This window comes from Actinomadura gamaensis, from assembly GCF_042652125.1.
Lineage (GTDB): Bacteria > Actinomycetota > Actinomycetes > Streptosporangiales > Streptosporangiaceae > Spirillospora > Spirillospora gamaensis.
The window spans coordinates 333,400-350,950 of the sequence record NZ_JBHSIT010000001.1; the positions used below are offsets into that span (position 1 = coordinate 333,400).

Below are 17,551 nucleotides of genomic sequence, written 5' to 3' on the forward strand. Positions count from 1 at the left end.
GAGAGTCCCGCGCCGGTGGACGGAATGCCATCGGACCTGGGGCTGCTCGAAGTGGCCCGTCCTCTGATCGCCGCCGCACGCCGCTCGCTCGCCGCCGATCTGCCCGCCGGCCTCGTGGACGTGCTCACGGCCGAGCCGCCTTACGGCTGGCTCACGATGGCCGTCGAGCCGTCGCTGGCTCATGAGCTTCGCCTGAGTGCGGCGCCCGCGCGTGCCGGTGGGACGGCTTCCAAACCGGACGAGTCATCCGCCAACGAGGGCGTCGGTTCCGAGGAGGGTTTCCGGGAGTTCGTGCGGGCGCTGAGGGAGGCGAAGCGGTCGCTCGCCGTGTGGGAACGGTATCCGGTGCTCGCTCGGCAGGTGGTGGACGTGCTGGACGGGTGGGTGGGCGCCCGGCGCGCGTTCGCGAGGGATCTCGCAGCCGACCTGCCCGCCCTCCGGGAGACGTTCGGCGGTGAACTCGGTGGGCTCGGTGATGGGCTCGGTGATGGGCTCGGCGGTGGGCTCGGCGAGCTTCGCTCGGTGCGGTTCGGGTCGGCCGAGACGCACCGAGGGGGACGGTCGGTCGCGCTCGTCGCGTTCGAGCACGTCACGCTGGTGTACAAGCCACGCGGTCTGGGCATCGATCTCGCCTTCGATCGGTTGTTGGGATGGTTCAACGAGCGCGGGCCCCGGCACCGGCTGCGGCGGCTGAGGCTGCTCGACCGCGGGGATCACGGGTGGACCGAGTTCGTGCGGGCCGCGCCGACCAGCGAGCGGGACGCGCCCGCGTTGCTGTGGCGGACGGGCGCGCTGCTGGCGCTGATGCACGCGGTCGGTGGCTTCGACCTGCACGCGGAGAACGTCATCTCGGACGGCGCGGATCCGGTCGTCATCGACCTGGAGGCGCTGTTCCACACCGAGCACACGCAGCCGCTCGTCCGGCGCGCGCGGCTCGGAGACCCGGCGGCGGAACGGCTCGCGACGTCCGTCCTGCGCACCGGGCTGCTGCCCGGGCCGCTGGTCATGCCGGACGTGTTCACCGAGCGTCCCTTCGGCGTGGACATCAGCCCCTTCGGCCCCGCGGAACGCCGCACGCTGATCCCGACGCCGAAGGTCGAGAACCCCGGGACGGACCGGATGCGGGTCGGCCGCGGTTACCGGACCGTGCCCGCGCCCCCGGGACGGGCACGCCACGAAGACGGCTCACCTCTCGATCCGCGCCCGCACCGCGACGCGCTGCATGAGGGACATCGCTTCGCCTACCGGCTCCTCGCCAGCGCAGGCTCCGCCCTACTGCGCTCCGCAGACACGCTGCCTTCCAGGGACGTGACGGCCTCCGCTGATACCGGGTGCTGTGAAGGCGCGTCGGCTCCTGCAGACGGGGTGGCCTCGGTGGGCGAGGCGGGTTCTCAGGGTGCGTTGACCTCCGGGGATGCGGCGGTGGCCGGGTTCGGGTCTGGTGGGGCCGGCTCCGATCTTTTGATGGATGAGGGAGCGGAGGATGGGCCGCTCGCGGGGTGTGGGGACGTGTCGATTCGGCTCGTGCAGCTTTCGACCTTTCTCTATGTGCGGTTGTTGCTGGAGAGCTGGCGTCCGGAGGCCATGCGGCGCGCGGACGAGCGGGAGCGCGGCCTCGCCCGGCTGGATGCCGGATGGCCCGGTGTTCCGCAGCGCGCGCGGCTGACCGCCGTCGAGCGCGATGCGCTCTGGCGTGGCGAGGTGCCCGTCTTCGAGCTTCGTCCGGGGCACCGCCATCTCTGGCTTGAGGACGGCACCCGGCTCGACGACGTCCTGCCGAGCACGCCGCTGGCCGAGATCGCCGAACGGCTCGACGGTCTGAGCGAGGACGACCTCCTCTTCCAGGAACGCGTCATCGACGCCGCACTCGGAACCATGCCGCCGCCCGCCCCCGCGAACGCCGACAAGCAGCCGTCGCCCGCGCGGGCCAGGGCTAACGAGCAACCGCCGCCGGTGCCGCCGAACGCCGACGAGCAACCGTCGCCAGCGCCGCCGGAGGCGGGCAAGCAACCGTCGCCCGCACTGTCGAATGCTGGCAAGCGGCCGGCGGCCGCGCTGGCGGAGGTTGGCGGGTGGGCTTCGGTAGGCGGCCAGGGGTTTTCGTTGGTGCCTCCTTCGGGATCTTCGAGCGGCCGGAATGAGGAGTGGGCGGCTCGGGTGGCGCTTGCGATTGCTCAGGAGCTCGACCGCAGCGCGCTGCGCGACGGCGGAGGACGGATCGGTTGGATCACCACCGAGGCGGTGGACGCGACGACGCGGCGCGTCTCGGCGGCGGGGCTTGATCTGTACGGCGGGCTGCCCGGGATCGGCATGTTCCTCTCCTACTTCTCGACTCTCACTAGTAACAACGTGCGACTGGCCGAGAACGTTGGGTACGAAGTCGCACGACGTTGCGAACTCGCCACCGCCCTGTCGCCCGGGGACCCCCGCTTCCATCTCCACGGGCTCGGCGCGATCTACTACCTGGCCCACGCCTCGGCCGTCCATCAGCGGCCTGAGCTGGCCGAACGCGCCCGCGCAACACTCCTCGCCCTGCCCCCGCCCCAGGAATCGGACGTGCTGGACGGCGCGGCGGGCACGCTCCTGTCAGCGCTCGCGCTGCACGCCGTCCTGCCCGACGAGGCCGTCCTCGATGTGGCGCGTGCCTGCGCCGATCACCTGCTCCAGGACGCTCCGGACGGCCCCGGTTTCGGTTACGGAGCACCGGGAGCCGCTGTCGCGCTGATGCGTTTCCATCGGCTGGTCCCGGACGCCCGGTACGCCGATCGGGCCAGGCGACTGCTCATGTCCGTCCGCCCGGAGGACGGAGCCGCAGCCACAGCCGCAGCCGGAGCCGCAGCCGCATCCGGAGCCGCAGCCGCATCCGGAGCCGGAGCCAGAGCCGGAGCGGGTTGGTGCCGGGGACCGGAAGGCACGGCACTCGCCCTCAGAGAGCTCAGTAGCGGTGACGACGACCTCGCTCACCTGCTGGAACGTGCCCTCTCCGCCGTCCGGCACGCCCGGGATCCACAGGACGACTCGCTCTGCCACGGCACGCTCGCCCGCCTCGAACTCGCGGCGCCACCGGCCCAAGGATCGGACCTTGGATCGCGATGGGTCCCCGAAAGCGGCGGATGGCGGACGGCGCTGCCGGCGCCCGTGCCGGGGCTGTTCGCCGGGCTGTCGGGGATCGGGTTCGGGATGCTCCGGCGGGTGTGTCCGGATCTGGTGCCCAGCCCGCTCACCCTCGCGCCGCCGCGCCGCCGACCCGCCCACGACCCGCCCGCTCCCTGGAGGATCCCCGATGTCCGTGGACGTTGAGCCGGACCAGCTCGCGATCGACGGCGCGCGACCCGTGCGCGCCGAACCGTGGCCCACCTACGACAAGGGCGACGTCTTCATCGAGGACGAGGATCTCGACCTCGTCCTGGAGACGATCCGGGCCCGCCTGTACTTCCGTTACGACCACCGCCCCTACGAGCTGACCCAGACCGGTGGCCTGGAGCGCGACCTCGCCGCGTTCTTCGGCGTCCCGCACGCGCTGACCTGCGCGAGCGGCACCACCGCGATCGCTCTCGGGCTGCTCGCGCTGGACCTGCCGCCCGGCTCGGCGGTCGCCTGTCCCGCGTTCACGTTCGCCGCGACGCCGAGCGCGATCCGGCTGGCGGGGCACCGGCCCGTCCTGGTCGAGTGCGACGACGACCTGCACCTGGACGTCGCCGACCTGCGCCGCCGCATGACGCCCGAGATCAGGGCGATCGTCGTCGTGCACATGCGCGGTTTCGCCTCCGACATGGACGCGGTGCTGGAGGTCGCGCGCGAGTTCGGGGTGCCGGTCGTGGAGGACGCCGTTCCGGCGCTCGGCGCGCGGCTGCGCGGGCGCCCGCTCGGGACGTTCGGCGATGTCGGGGCGTTCAGCACGCAGTCCGACAAGTCGCTGAACACGGGCGAGGGCGGGTTCATGCTGACCCGCGACCCGTCCGTCCACGCGCGCGCGATCGTGTACGCGGGGGCGTACGAAGGGCGCATGTCGCGGCATTTCGACGGTGATCCGCCGCCGGTGGACGACCTCGCCATGCCGATCTTCGGCCTGCGCATGGACGAGATCCGCGCGGCCCTGGCGCGGGGGCTGCTGCGCCGGCTGCCCGAGCGGCTCGCGGCGCACCACCGCAACTACGACCGCGTCGCGGCGGGTCTCGCCGACCTGCCGGACGTGGCGCTCCGCCGTCCGGTGGCCGATCACGCCTACCTCGGCGAGGCGCTGGTCTTCCGCGTGCCGGACGCGACGTCCGCGCAGACGGCGTGGATCGCGGCGGCCCTCAGAGCGGAGGGGATCGCTGCGCGCGCGCTCGGCGATCCCGGAGACACCAACGTGCGCGCGTTCTGGAACTGGCGGTTCCTCTTCCCCGACGCGGCGAAGGCCCGCGCCGAGTATCCGGTCACCGCGCGGCGCCTGGACGAGGCGATCGACATCCCGCTGTCGGCGAACCTCGCGGAACGCGACTGCGACCAGCTCGTCCACGCCGTCCGGAAGGTCCTGGCGGCGCGCGGCGGGAGGGGCGCGTGATCCGCGTCCTGTACGTCACGGGCTGGTGCCGGAGCGGGACGACCCTGATCGGCAACCTGCTCGCCGAGCTGGACGGCGTGGAGCACGTCGGCGAGCTGCGCTACCTGTGGACGAACGGCGTGCTCGGCACCGGCACCAACCGGCTCTGCGGCTGCGGGGACAAGATCGAGGACTGCGGGCTCTGGTCGGCCGTCCTCACCCGCGTGGCGGGCGGCGACCCGGACCGGCGGCGCGAGTACGCCGAACGGGCCGTCCGCCGCCAGGACGCGTCGCTGCGCACGCGGCACACGCGCGCCCGGCTGTCGGCCGCGCGCGCCCGCTCACTCGCGCTGCCCCCGGCGGTGACCGACATGGTCCGGCTGTACGAGGCGATCGCGGAGGAGTCCGGCGCGTCGGTGATCGTGGACAGCGGGAAGTTCCCCGCCGAGGCCGCCGCGCTCTGCGGCGCGCCCGGAGTGGACGTCCGCGTCCTGCACGTCGTCCGCGACCCGCGCGCGACGGCCGAGTCGTGGCGGACGGTCAAGGAGTACATTCCGGCCATGGCCCCGCTGCGGAGCACGGGCTACTGGGTCGGGTTCAACCTCGCGTCCGAGCTGATCGGACGCGCCTTCCCCGGCCGCTACCTGCGCGTCCGCTACGAGGACTTCGCCCGCGACCCGCGCGCCGCGCTCGCCCGGATCATGCGGCTCGCCGACCTGCCGGGCGATCCGCCCGTGGACGGCGAGGGCAACGCCGTCCTACACGTCAACCACACCGTCACGGGCAATCCGGACAGGCTGCGGCGCGGCCCGCTGCGCGTCCGCCGCGACGACCGCTGGCTCGCCACCCAGCCGCCGCGCGACCGAGCCGTCGCGACCGGCGTCGCCCTGCCGCTCCTGCCCGTCTACCGCTACCCCCTCGTCCCCCGCCGAAAGGGAGCTTGATGGATTACAGCGAGGTGCTGTCCCGTCGCCGGATGGTCCGCCGGTACCGGCCGGACCCCGTTCCCGAGGACGTGCTGGAGAGCGTCGTCGGGGTCGTCCGGCGGGCACCGAGCGCGGGCTTCAGCCAGGGGCACCGGGTCGTCGCCGTCACCGACGCCGCGACCCGGAGCCGCATCGCGGAGATCGCCGACGAGCGCTGGTACCTGGAGCGCGGCCGCGAGCCGTGGCTGTCGGTCGCGCCCGTCCTGCTGGTGCTCGGCGTCAGCGAGGACGCCTACCACGAACGCTACCGGCGGCCCGACAAGGTGGACGCCGAGGGCGAGGAGATGGCCTGGCCGACGCCGTACTGGTGGGTCGACTCGGGCGCGCTGATGATGCTGCTCCAGCTCGCCGCCATCGACGCCGGGCTCGCCGCCGGGTTCGCCATCGTCCACCGCACCGACGAGCTGAAGGACCTCCTCGGCCTTCCCGAGGACGTCGCGATCGTCGGCGTCATGACCCTCGGCTACCCGGCCGAGCCCCCGGACGGCGATCCCGCCGACCGCGCCCGCCTCCGCGCGATGCGCAAGCCGCTCGACGACCTCGTCCGGCGCGAACGCTGGTCCTGACCGCGAACGCCGGGCCTGAACGCGAAGACTGGTCCCGTCCGCGAAGGCCGGGCCTGCACGCGACGCTGGTCCTGAACGCGAACGCCGGGCCTGAACGTGACGCTGGTCTTGAACGCGAACGCTGGTCCTGGCTCCGAAGGCCGGGCCTGAACGCGATGCTGGTCCTGAAAAAGCCCTGGTCGGGTCGCGTCACGCGGCCCGACCGGGGCGCATTGCCCTCGCCGTAAGGTTAGGAAATCGTGGCGCCGCCGTCGACCGGAAGGATCGTCCCGGTGACGTACTCGGCGGACACCAGGTAGGCGATCGCGTCCGCGACCTCCTCGGCCTTCCCGGCGCGCGGCACCGGCAGCGCGGCGGTGAACTGGTCGAACGTGCCCGAGCGCTGCTCCTCCGGGATGAACGACCACCACGGGGTGTCGATCAGCCCGGGCGAGACGACGTTCACCCGGACCGGGGCCAGCTCGGCGGCCAGCGGCGGGACGATCCGCTCGATCGCGCCGTTCACCGCGGCGAGCACGGCCGTGCCCGGGTTGGCCGCGCGCGCCGACGCGGCCGACAGCAGCGTGATCGAGCCCTTGACCTTGCCGTGCGCGAGCCGGATCACCGACAGGTAGGCGAACAGCTTGCCCTCGAACGCGTCCCGGACGGCGTCGGCGCCGACCTCGGCGACCGGTCCCATCGCGGTGCCGCTGCGGCTGAAGGCGAGCACCAGGTGGTCGATCTCGCCCGTCCGCTCCAGGAACTCGCGGACCTGGGCCTCGTCGGTGCCGTCGACCTGCTCGGCGCCGGCCACGACGGCCTTCATCTCGGCGAGCCGTTCCGGGTCGCGGCCCGTGACGATCACCTCCGCGCCGCGCGCGGCGAGCCGCTCGGCCGCGGCGCGGCCGATGCCGGAGGTACCACCCATGATGACGACGCGCATCTGCGCACTCCTTCTTTCTAAGACGTTGCGTCTCGATATTAATCCGAGACGCGCCGTCTTGTAAAGTGGCGGCATGAACGGACAACGCGGTCCCGGCCGTCCGCGCAGCGAGGCGGCACGGCGGGCGATCATCGACGCGGCCATCGCCGAACTCCACGAGCGCGGGTACGCCGCGCTGACCATGCAGGGCATCGCCGCCCGCGCGGGCGTGGGCAAGCAGACGGTCTACCGGTGGTGGCCGTCCAAGGCCGACGTCGTGCTGGAGGCCGTCGCCGAATGGGCGGAGGAGCAGGTCGCCGTCCCCGACGAGGGCTCGCTGGAGGCCGACCTCGACGCCTTCCTCGCCGCGACGTTCCGGCAGCGCGGGCAGCGGCCGCTGCTGCTCGGGCTGATGGCCGAGGCGCTGCTCGACCCGGCGTTCGCGGTGCAGCTCCGGGACCGCTTCCTGCTCGCCCGCCGCGCCGCGTTCCGCTCGATCTTCGAGCGTGCCGCCGCCCGCGGCGAGGTCGCGCCGGACGCCGATCCCGAACTGCTCATGGACCTCGTCTACGGCACCCTCTGGTACCGGCTCATGCTCGACCACGCCCCGGTCGACGACGAGCTGGGCCGCCGCCTGAGCCGCCTGGTCGCCCGCGAGGCGAAGGCCACCCCGAGCGCCTGACCTGCGGCGAAGGGACGTTTCCGAGGGGCGACCCCGGGCTTCGTGCGGGTCGGCGGACGCGCGTCAGTCGTCGATGGCGATGCCCAGGGCGGCGGCCAGCGAGGGGAGCAGGGAGCGGGCGTCGGACGGCCCGACCGTCGCGCCGTCCAGCCCCTCCACGCCGCCGAGGCCGGACAGGTCGCAGCCCTCGAACCGGACGTCCCGCACCGACGCCTGGCTGAACTGGGCCGCGACCAGGGTGCAGTTCTCGAACCGGACGTCGCGCAGCTCGGCGCTCTGGAAGTTCGCCTCGGTGAGGTTGCAGTCGCGGAAGACGACGTTGCGGAGCACGGCGAAGCGGAAGCCCGCGAGGTCGGCGCGGCAGCCCTCGAACGTCACGTCGCGCAGGCCCGACTCGCTGAACTGCGTGCCGGTCATGCGGCACGTGGTGACCGCGGTGTTGAAGAAGCGGGCGTCGAAGAGCCGCAGGTTGGCCAGGTCGCAGCCGTGGAACGCCACGTCCGCGAAACCCGCGCGGTGCAGGGTGAGGCCCGCGAGGCCCGTGTCGGTGAAGCGGCAGCGCTCGAACGTCACGTCCTCCGGATCGTCGTCGGGCGTGAACAGGTCGAGCGCGCCGAAGGCGAGCGCGAGGCGCTTGGCGTCGTGGACGAGTTCGGCGTCGTCGCGTCCGGCGAGGGTTAGCTCCTGCGGCAGGCGCGGCGCGCGCGGGGACTTCGGACTCGTGCGTGACCCGGACATGCCGCCGACCGTACCCGACCCCACCGACCGCCCCGTCCGCCCCGATCTGCCGGGTAAGCCCGACGCCTCCGAGGCCCCGCCCCCGCTGCCCCCGTCATCCCGCTGCCCCCGTCGTCCCGCTGCCCCCGTCGTCCCGCCGCCTCCGACGTCCCGCCGCCTCCGACGTCCCGCCGCCTCCGACGTCCCGTCGTCCCGACGCATGAGACGTCCGGACGTCGGTGAGGGCGCGTCCGTGCTCGGACCTCGGGGCGGCCGTACGCTGGCCGGATCGGTTTCCCCAGAGACGGAGGGCGCGGCGCGGTGCCGAAGAAGGTCGATCATGAGCAGCGGCGCAGGCAGATCGCCGGGGCGCTGCTGCGGATCGCGGGCGAGCGCGGTCTGCGGGCCGCCACGATGCGCGAGGTCGCGGCCGAGGCCGGGGTGTCGCTGCGGCTCGTCCAGTACTACTTCGACACCAAGCAGGAACTGCTGCTCGGCGCGGTGCCGTACCTGGGCGAGCAGATGTCCGCGCGCATGGTCGCGCGCATCGGCGAGGAGAGCGGGGGCGCGTCCCCGCCCCCGCCGCGCGCGGTGCTGGAGGGCGCGCTCACCGCCGTCATGCCGCTGGACGACGAGGGCCGCCGTCTGTGGCGCGCCTACAACGCCTACTTCGTCCTCATGCTGGACGACCCGGAGTTCGCCGCACGGGTCGGCGCGCCGCACCACAGCGCGACCGACAGGTTCCTGGCCGAGCACATCGCGCGCGCGCAGGAGGCGGGCGAGATCGATCCCGAGCTGGACGCCCTGACGACGGCCGCCGGGCTGTTCACGATGGCGCAGGGGCTCGGGTCCGGGGTCATGGCGGGGCACCGGGACGGTCCGGCGGCGCGCGAGATCCTCGTCTACCACCTGGACCGGCTCTTCCGCCGATAGTGATACGCCTGTACCATCTCTTTCGGGTACAGGCGTATCACCATGCTCCGGGAGGACCGCATGACGACCGCGTCCGACGAGTTCCAGGCCCCCGGCGGCGAGCTGTTCCAGTGGGGGCCGCTGTGGCCGGGCGTGCTGCCCGACTGGATCACCAAGCCGGTGCTCCTGATCGTCCTGTCCGCCGTCGCGGTATGCCTCGTCTGCCGGCGCGCGTTCGGCCGTCCCACGCTCGTCCCGCGCGGGATGCAGAACCTGGGGGAGGTCGGCTACCTGTTCGTCCGCGACCAGATCGCGCGGCCGATGATCGGCGCGGACGGCGACCGCTGGATGCCGTTCCTGCTGCCGCTGTTCCTCTTCGTCCTCGCCATGAACCTCATGGGGGACGTGCCCGTCCTGCAACTGCCCGCGACCTCGCACTTCGCGATGCCGCTGCTGCTGGCCCTCGTCTGCTACGCGCTGTACCTGGTCATCAGCATCCGGACGCAGGGGTTCGTCGGGTACTTCCGGAACATCATGTTCCCGCCCGGCCTGCCGGTCTGGGTGTACGCGTTCTACGCGCCGATCGAACTGCTCCAGCACCTGGTCCTGCGGCCGTTCACGCAGTCGGTGCGGCTGTTCGCGAACATGTTCGCCGGGCACATCCTGCTGGCGTTCTTCGCGACCGTGGCCTGGTGGTTCCTTCTGGAGCGGCCCACCGTCGCGGGCTTCGGGCTGGGCGTGGTCGGGGTGCTGATGTCGGTGCTGCTGACCGCGTTCGAGATCTTCGTGCAGGTGCTGCAGGCGTACATCTTCACGCTGCTCGCCGCGTCCTACGTCGGCGGCGCGCTCCACCCCGACCACTGACCGCCCGGTCAGGGACGCGCGGTGACCCGGGTCGGCAGGGCGACGAAGCCGCGGTCGTTGGAGGAGTAGATGCGCTTCACGCCCGCCTCGTCCAGCTCGAAGTCGGCGACCGCGGACGCGATCTCGGTCAGCGCGACGCGCGCCTCCAGCCGGCCGAGCGCCGCGCCGAGGCAGTGGTGGCGGCCGATGCCGAAGGAGAGCGAGCGGCCGGTGTCGCGGTCGAGGTCGAAGGCGTCCGGCTCGTCGAACACGCGCGGGTCGCGGTTGGCCGACCCGAGCAGGGACAGCACGCGGCCGCCCTTCGGGATCGTCACGCCGTGCAGCTCGACGTCCTCGGTCGCGGTCCGCGCGAGCGCCTGCGTGGACGGGTCGTACCGCAGCGTCTCCTCGATCCACGCGTTCACGCGGCCGTCGCGGAGGGCGGCGGCGCGGGCGTCCGGGTGCGTCCAGGCGGCGTGCCAGCAGTTGCCGAGCAGCAGCATGGACGTCTCGATCCCGGCCCCGACCAGCAGGATCAGCACCCCGACGATCTCCTCGGGGGTGAGCCGGTCGTCCCCTTCCGAGGCGTCCAGCAGGCCGGAGAGCAGGTCGTCGCGGCGCTCCTTCGCGCGCTCGACCGTGAGCTGGGTGTAGTAGCCGACCAGCTCCCCGATCGCGGCGAGCGCCTCCGGCGGCAGGTCGGTGACCGGGCCGGGCACGTCCTCGGGCCGGTGCATGATCGCCGAGCCGAGGTCGCGGACCCGGTCCCGGTCGGCCTCCGGGACCCCGACCAGCTCGGAGATCACGTCGGTCGGGAACCGCGCGGCGAAGTCCGACATCAGGTCGAACTCCCCGGCCTCCAGCAGCGGCGCGAGGTGGCCGCGCGCGATCTCGCGCAGCCGCGGCTCCAGCGCGGCGACCCGCTTGGCCGTGAACGCCCGGGACACGAGGCCGCGCATGCGGGTGTGCTTGGGCGGGTCCATGGCGACGAAGGAGAAGAAGCGCTCGGCGTCCGGGCCCCAGAACGCGGGCTCGATGCGCAGCCCGTTCACGCTGGAGAAGCGCGCGGAGTCGCGCAGGACGGCCTCGACGTCCGCGTGCCTGGACAGGACCCAGATGTCGTCCTCGTCGTTCCGGTAGACCGGCGCCTCCTCGCGCAGGCGGGCGTACACCGGATACGGGTCCTTCTGGACGTCGAAGTCGAAGGGGCTGTAGCGGACACTCATGGGAAGGGCCTTCCGCGTCGTCGCGACCGAAGCGAGTCGATCATGACCGGAAAACCCCCCGCAATCCACCATGAAACGCGCCGACCGCCCGGCGTCCGGCACAATGATCACGCAGGACTACCCGAATCGAGGTGCCGTGTGAACGCCGAGCGCGCCCCACGTGGGATCGACCCGAGCAGGCCGCATCCCGCGCGCCGCTACAACTACTGGCTCGGCGGCAAGGACAACTTCGAGGCCGACCGCGTCTCCGGCGAGGCCGTGGCGTCCGGGTTCCCGACGATCCGCCTGGCCGCGATCGAGAACCGGCGGTTCATGCAGCGCGCCGTCCGGTACCTCGCGCGCGAGGCGGGCGTCCGGCAGTTCCTCGACATCGGCACCGGCCTGCCCTCGGCGGGCAACGTGCACGAGATCGCGCAGAGCATCGACCCGGCGTCCCGCATCGTCTACGTGGACAACGACCCGATCGTCCTGGTCCACGCGCGCGCCCTGCTGACCAGCTCGCCCGAGGGCGCGACCGCCTACCTCGACTCCGACCTGCGCGACCCCGAGCGCATCCTCGCCGACCCGGCGCTGCACGAGACCCTCGACCTCTCCCGGCCGGTCGCCCTCATGCTGGTCGCCATCACCCACTTCCTCACCGACGAGGACGACGCGTACGGCAAGGTCCGCACCCTCGTGGACGCCCTCGCCCCCGGCAGCCACGTCGCGATCACCAACGCCACCACCGACTACCTCACCCCCGAGGAGCTCGCCGCGGTGGACGAGGCGAACCGGCGCAGCGGCATCCCCTTCCGCAACCGCTCCCGCGCCGAGTTCACCCGCTTCTTCGACGGCCTCGACCTCCTCGAACCGGGCGTCACGTCCGTCGTCGAATGGCGCCCCGACACGCCACCCGAAGACCGTCCGCCGGTGGAGCAGGTCTCCATGCACTGCGCCGTCGCCCGCGTCCCCTGACCTACTGGCGGGAGAGGACGCGGGAGGCGCCGGCGATGATGGTCGTGGCGAGGATCCAGCCGGACGCGGTGAGGACGGCGGCCAGCCATTGGTAAGCGCCTCGCGGGGCGAAGGCGCCTTCCTGGCCGAAGCCCACGATCGGTAGGAGCAGGTCCAGGGCGTAGAGGAACGGGTTGAACTGCGGGGCCTCGTCCTTCTTGAGGGGCGGCGGGTGATGCAGCGCGAAAACGGTCGTGCCCACAGCCAGGAGGGCGAGCAGCCAGGCGGCGGCGCGCATGGGGCGGTAGCCGTAGCCGACCGTCCAGTCTTGGAGGTAACCCCAGGTGCGCTGGGGAAGCTGGTGCACGGCCCGGCGGCGGCGCTGTTTCGCTAGGAGGACGCCTCGGGCGGCGCCGTCGTGGCCTGTTCGGCGGTACACGGCTGCGAGTTGTTCGTACGGGTGGGGAATGTAGCCGTCGGTGTCTCGGGCTAGGAGCCGTAGGCGAGCGCCCACGGGCAGGGGGCGGTGCAGCCTTTCGTAGGTGAAGCCGTCGAAGCGGACGGATTGCGGCCAGGAGCTTGGGAAATCCGCTAGGACGTCGGTCGAAGCGTGCCGCAGGTCGGCCTTGCCTAGGAGTTTCGTCGTTTCGCCTAGGCGGAGGATGCCGGAGCGGGAGCGTTTCAGTTCCAGGTCGCCGTCGATGGTCGCGCCGTCGAAGCAGAGGTCGCGGCCGATCTCGGCGGACGTGAACGAGACGCGGCCCGAAGCCGCGAAGCCCTCGCAGCAGTCGGCCGCTCCGCCGACCTTGAGGCGGGCGGCGGTGACGGCAGCCAAGCCGGGGTTGTCGATGCGGGCCTCCTTGAGGATCAGTCCGGCGGCCACGGTCGTGTCGGTCAGGTCGATCCCACCGGTCAGCCTGGCCCGGCGCAGGGTCAGGCGGCTGCCGAGGGACGCGCCGGGAAGCGCCAGGGCGATGCCGCGGGGTTGGGAGATCCGGGCGTCGTGCAGGAGGAACGTGCCGGACACGCGGGCTCCGCCGAAGGTCAGCTGGCCCTCGGACGAGAACCCGTAGGCCAGCCGGACCCCCTCGCCGATCTCGCTGTGCGGGGCGAACAGGGCCGAGCCGCCGGGGTTGGAGAGGGTCGCGCCGTTCATGAGCAGCCCGCCGGTCAGGACGGCTCCGCGCAGGGTGAGGCGGCCTTGGGAGACGAACTTCCCGGACATCTCCAGGAGGCCGTCCACCTTGAGGGCGTCGGCGGCGAGGGCGTCGCCGCCGGGATTGGACAGGCGGGCGTCGGTGAGGTCGCAGCGGCGGCCGAGCCGGGCGTGCTGGAGGCGGATCTCGCCCGACGCGCGCAGGGCGCGGCCGAACAGGCCGGCCTGGACGGTGAGGTAGTCGGCGCGGACGGCCGGCGCGCCGCGCAGGTCGGCGCGGGTGAGGTCGAGCATGCCGGCGACGTCCGTGCCGTCCAGCCAGAGGGTGCCGTCGCAGCGGCATTCGCGCAGGCTGAGCGCGCCGTCGATGCGGGTGCCGAGGGCTTGCAGGCCGGGGAGGCGCGAGCGGACGAGCGTGACCGCCGCCATCTGCGCGCCGTCCAGGACGGGCGGCTCCTCGAACTCGCAGCCGACCAGGATCAGCGCGTTCGGGACGGCGGCCGGCGAGAGGTCCAGCCGTCCGGTGACGCGGGCGTTGAAGAGGCGGACGGCGGGGGCGCGGCCCGGTTCGGCGGGGAGGACGCCGAGGGCCAGGGCGGCGATGACCGACGCGCGGACGGGCGCGCCGGCGAGGTCGGTGACGCGGGATTCGGGGAAGGCGTCCCAGACGCGCTGTTCGGGCTCGGTCAGGTCGTCCACGGAAATGGGACGCCGCGCGCCCGCGCCCGGTTGCGGCGCGAATCTCCCGCCCGCGGCGGAGGCCCGCCCGGCGCGGAGGCCCGCCCGGCACGGAGGTCCGCCTGGGGTGGAGGTCCGCCTGGGGCGGAGGCACGGGACGACGTGCAGGCGTAGCCCGACGCGGAGGCCCCGCCCGGGGTGGAAGTCGGGCGGGGCCGCGCGTGGTGTCCGGTCATGGGGAACCGGACGGGGGTCCGTCAGGAGCGGCGCTCCTTGACGGCCGTCTCGACCGCGTGGCCGTACGCGGGGTCGGCGGCGCGGAAGTGGGCGACGGCGCGGTCCACGATCGCGTCGTCCGAGACCCGGGAGAGGCCGCCGGCGATGTTGGCGACGAGGCGGGCCTGCTCGGCGGCGTCCATGAGGCGGTACAGGGCCCCGGCCTGCGAGAAGTGGTCGTCCTCGCGGTGCCGGACGGGCTCGTGCGCGCCCGTGAGGCCGGAGACCTCGTAGCCCGGAGCGAGCGGTTCGCCGGTCTGGGCGGGGCCGCCGAAGCTGTTCGGCTCGTAGTTCTTGGCGCGTCCGCCGTTGCCGTCGAAGCGCATCGCGCCGTCGCGGCCGTAGTTGGACGCGGACGTGGCGTGCGGCGCGTTCACCGGTAGCTGCGTGTGGTTGATGCCGAGCCGGTAGCGGTGCGCGTCGCCGTAGGCGAAAAGGCGGCCTTGAAGCATCTTGTCCGGGGACGGCCCGATCCCCGGGACGAAGTTGTTCGGCGAGAACGCCGCCTGCTCGACCTCGGCGAAGATGTTCTCCGGGTTGCGGTTCAGCACGAGCTTCCCGACGCGGACGAGCGGGTAGTCGGCGTGCGGCCAGACCTTGGTGAGGTCGAACGGGTTGAAGCGGTAGGCGGGCGCGTCCTCGACCGGCATGAGCTGCACGTACAGCGTCCAGGACGGGAACATGCCGCGTTCGATGGCCCGGTGCAGGTCCTGCTGGTGCGAGTTCGGGTCGCGTCCGGCGAGCTCGGCCGCCTCGTCCGAGGTGAGGCACTTGATGCCCTGGTCGGTCCTGAAGTGGTACTTGACCCAGTGCGCGCGGCCCTCGGCGTTGACCCACAGGTAGGTGTGCGAGCCGAAGCCGTGCATGTGCCGGTAGGTCGCGGGGATGCCGCGGTCGCCCATCAGCCAGGTGACCTGGTGCGTCGCCTCGGGGGAGTGCGACCAGAAGTCCCAGACGTTGTCCGGCTCCTGGACGCCGGTGAACGGGTCGCGCTTCTGCGAGTGGATGAAGTCGGGGAACTTCAGCGGGTCCTTGATGAAGAAGACCGGCGTGTTGTTGCCGACGAGGTCGTAGTTGCCGTCCTCGGTGTAGAACTTCACCGCGAACCCGCGCGGGTCGCGGACCGCGTCCGCGCCGCCGAGCGAGTCGGCGACGGTGGAGAAGCGCACGAACACCTCTGTCCGCTTCCCGATGCCGGACAGGAACGCGGCGCGGGTGTAGGAGGTGACGTCGTCGGTCACCTCCAGGTGGCCGTAGGCCCCCGCGCCGCGCGCGTGCACGACGCGTTCGGGGATCCGCTCGCGGTTGAACCGGGCGAGCTTCTCGATGAGCTGCTGGTCCTGGATGAGAAGCGGACCGCCGGGCCCCGCGGACGCGCTGTTCTGGTTGTCCGCGACGGGCGCCCCGGACTCGGTCGTCAAGTGGCTCACTGTCACCTCCGTGGTGACGCCGACCGTACGGAAGCGACTCCGGGGACGGTCAAGGCGAGCCGGGCAACTCTGTACGAAGCTCCTCCTGGACGGGTGGGACGCGCCGGAGAAGTCCGCTCGATCCTCCAAAACCCGGAACTCAGCCGAGGCGCAGGGCGAGGAAGAAGTCCACGCGGTCCTCCAGCCGGGACAGGTTGCGCCCGGTCAGCTCCTCGATCCGCTGGATCCGGTAGCGGACGGAGTTGACGTGGAGGTGGAGCTGCTCGGCGCAGCGCGTCCACGAGCCGGAGTGCTGGAGGAACGTCTCCAGGGTCAGGATCAGGTCGGCCTTGTGCACCTCGTCGTAGGTGCGCAGCGGGTCGAGCAGCCGGACCTTGAACATGTGCCGGACGTCGTCGGGCACCGACGCGAGCAGCAGGACGTGCGTGGCCAGCTCGTCGTGCCCGACGACCGACACGTCCTCGCCGCGCCCGGTGGACAGCCGCCGGGCGTAGCGGGCCTCCTCCACCGCGCCGCGCAGCTCGCCCGCCGCGACGACGTCGCTCACCCCGACCGCGAGCCGGTCGCCGCCGAGGCCGGGGGCCAGCGCCCGCAGCGCCCGGTGCACCTCGCCCGCCACGTCGTGGCCGCGCTCGACCTGCACCAGCGCGATCGCCTCGTCGTCGAGCAGGCCGATGACCGGGCTCGGGCCGGGCATCGCCTCGCGCAGGACGGTCCGCAGCTCGCCGGGCCGCAGCCGGCCCGACGACGCGGCCGAGACGGCGGCGAACGTCGCCGAGGCGTCCAGGCCGGTCAGCTCCAGCCGGGGGACCACCTCGTCGGCCGCCGCCCCCGACACCACCAGCCGGACGAGCTCCTGCGTCAGCCGGCCCTCGACGCTCAGCCGGTCGTCCAGCCTGGCCCGTTCCAGCGCGACGATCGCGGTCAGCTCGGCGACCAGCGCGCGCCGCTCGGCGGGCCAGTCCTCCACGTCGCCCGCGCAGGCGAGGAACCAGTCGGCGACGCGCGCGGTCGTGTCCGGCGCGACGGGGAACAGCGAGAGGTCCGGCGAGGTCAGCCGGTGCGGCAGGCGCGGCGCGGTGAGGAAGACCCGCGCCAGCTCGGCCGGGTCGGCGGGCGGCTCGGCGCCGCCCGCGACGACGCGTCCGGCCGGGGTCAGCACCCAGCAGCGCATCCCGAGGTCGCGGTCGACCAGCTCCAGGACCGGGCCGAGGCCCGCGCCCTCGGTGACGCCCGCGACGAGCTGCCGGTGCCGGTCGAGGACGGCCGTCAGGTCGGCGGCGCGCGCGCCGGACAGCCGCCGGACGACCTGCTCGGTCACCGTCGCGAACGCCAGGTCCTCCGGGACCCGGAACAGCGGGATCCGGTGGCGCGCGCACGCCTCCACGAGGTCGGCGGGGATCGTCCCGTTCACCGCGTCCCAGGCGGCCAGCGCCGAGACCCCGGCCCGGGCGAGGGCGCGGACGAAGACCTGCGAGTCGTCCGGGGACGTCCGCCAGACCAGCCCGGTCAGCACCAGCTCGCGCCCGCTGAGGTAGCGGCCGGGGTCGAGCAGGTCGGTCGTGACCACCCAGCGGACCACCCGGTCCAGCTCGTCGTCGCCGGTCACGAGCTCGAGCCGGAGCTCGGGCATCGCCAGCAGGGAACGCAGCCTCATAGAGGCGAACGTTAACCCACGGTTCACGTGCGGGGGCGATTGGAGCAACGCACGAAATCGGTG

14 protein-coding genes are annotated in these 17,551 nt (G+C 72.9%); 8 read left to right on the forward strand and 6 right to left on the reverse strand.

Translation table 11 applies throughout. The features are described 5' to 3' along the window. Window positions 1-24 precede the first annotated feature (24 nt). Genes ACFPCY_RS01575 through ACFPCY_RS01590 form a run of 4 tightly spaced genes read left to right on the forward strand, consistent with a single transcriptional unit; the run spans window position 25 to window position 6,077 of the window. Window positions 25-3,300, forward strand: a complete 3,276-nt coding sequence (locus tag ACFPCY_RS01575) for a type 2 lanthipeptide synthetase LanM family protein (RefSeq protein ID WP_378251724.1) — start codon at window positions 25-27, stop codon at window positions 3,298-3,300. Beyond that, window positions 3,284-4,546 (forward strand): DegT/DnrJ/EryC1/StrS family aminotransferase, encoded by a 1,263-nt coding sequence (locus ACFPCY_RS01580; protein WP_378251725.1) that lies wholly within the window; start codon window positions 3,284-3,286, stop codon window positions 4,544-4,546. Before ACFPCY_RS01575 ends, ACFPCY_RS01580 begins: the two co-directional genes overlap by 17 nt. Next, window positions 4,543-5,469, forward strand: coding sequence for a sulfotransferase (locus tag ACFPCY_RS01585; RefSeq protein WP_378251726.1), 927 nt, complete (start codon window positions 4,543-4,545; stop codon window positions 5,467-5,469). The genes ACFPCY_RS01580 and ACFPCY_RS01585 overlap by 4 nt, the downstream gene beginning before the upstream one ends. After that, complete coding sequence (locus ACFPCY_RS01590; RefSeq protein WP_378251727.1) at window positions 5,469-6,077, forward strand: nitroreductase family protein; 609 nt, start codon at window positions 5,469-5,471, stop codon at window positions 6,075-6,077. Before ACFPCY_RS01585 ends, ACFPCY_RS01590 begins: the two co-directional genes overlap by 1 nt. Before the next feature lie 229 nt (window positions 6,078-6,306). Here ACFPCY_RS01590 and ACFPCY_RS01595 read toward each other — a convergent pair whose 3' ends face one another. Further along, window positions 6,307-6,999, reverse strand: coding sequence for an SDR family oxidoreductase (locus tag ACFPCY_RS01595; RefSeq protein WP_378251728.1), 693 nt, complete (start codon window positions 6,997-6,999; stop codon window positions 6,307-6,309). A 73-nt stretch (window positions 7,000-7,072) separates the two neighbouring features. Here ACFPCY_RS01595 and ACFPCY_RS01600 point away from each other — a divergent pair, with 73 nt between their 5' ends. Beyond that, window positions 7,073-7,660 (forward strand): TetR/AcrR family transcriptional regulator, encoded by a 588-nt coding sequence (locus ACFPCY_RS01600; RefSeq protein ID WP_378251729.1) that lies wholly within the window; start codon window positions 7,073-7,075, stop codon window positions 7,658-7,660. A 63-nt stretch (window positions 7,661-7,723) separates the two neighbouring features. On the opposite strand, the gene ACFPCY_RS01605 is transcribed toward ACFPCY_RS01600, so the two are convergent. After that, on the reverse strand, window positions 7,724-8,398 hold the full coding sequence (locus ACFPCY_RS01605) for a pentapeptide repeat-containing protein (protein ID WP_378251730.1): 675 nt from the start codon (window positions 8,396-8,398) through the stop codon (window positions 7,724-7,726). A gap of 300 nt (window positions 8,399-8,698) precedes the next feature. On the opposite strand from ACFPCY_RS01605, the gene ACFPCY_RS01610 reads away from it, so the two are divergent. Both ACFPCY_RS01610 and atpB read left to right on the forward strand, forming a co-directional pair. Continuing rightward, window positions 8,699-9,310, forward strand: a complete 612-nt coding sequence (locus ACFPCY_RS01610; RefSeq protein WP_378251731.1) for a TetR/AcrR family transcriptional regulator — start codon at window positions 8,699-8,701, stop codon at window positions 9,308-9,310. Between the two features lie 60 nt (window positions 9,311-9,370). Continuing rightward, a complete protein-coding gene (gene atpB, locus ACFPCY_RS01615) occupies window positions 9,371-10,153 on the forward strand; it encodes a F0F1 ATP synthase subunit A (protein WP_378251732.1) in 783 nt (260 codons plus the stop codon). An 8-nt stretch (window positions 10,154-10,161) separates the two neighbouring features. On the opposite strand, the gene ACFPCY_RS01620 is transcribed toward atpB, so the two are convergent. Then, on the reverse strand, window positions 10,162-11,358 hold the full coding sequence (locus tag ACFPCY_RS01620) for a cytochrome P450 (protein WP_378251733.1): 1,197 nt from the start codon (window positions 11,356-11,358) through the stop codon (window positions 10,162-10,164). Between the two features lie 138 nt (window positions 11,359-11,496). On the opposite strand from ACFPCY_RS01620, the gene ACFPCY_RS01625 reads away from it, so the two are divergent. Then, a complete protein-coding gene (locus ACFPCY_RS01625) occupies window positions 11,497-12,312 on the forward strand; it encodes an SAM-dependent methyltransferase (RefSeq protein ID WP_378251734.1) in 816 nt (271 codons plus the stop codon). Window position 12,313: 1 nt separating this feature from the next. Here the strand turns inward: ACFPCY_RS01625 and ACFPCY_RS01630 are convergent, their stop codons facing one another. From ACFPCY_RS01630 to ACFPCY_RS01640, 3 genes are all read right to left on the reverse strand, one after another. After that, complete coding sequence (locus tag ACFPCY_RS01630) at window positions 12,314-14,146, reverse strand: hypothetical protein (RefSeq protein ID WP_378251735.1); 1,833 nt, start codon at window positions 14,144-14,146, stop codon at window positions 12,314-12,316. Window positions 14,147-14,382: 236 nt separating this feature from the next. Beyond that, entirely contained in the window at window positions 14,383-15,831 is a 1,449-nt protein-coding gene (locus ACFPCY_RS01635; protein ID WP_378251736.1) for a catalase, read from the reverse strand. Window positions 15,832-15,970: 139 nt separating this feature from the next. Then, complete coding sequence (locus ACFPCY_RS01640; protein WP_378251737.1) at window positions 15,971-17,488, reverse strand: PucR family transcriptional regulator; 1,518 nt, start codon at window positions 17,486-17,488, stop codon at window positions 15,971-15,973. Between the last annotated feature and the right edge of the window lie 63 nt (window positions 17,489-17,551).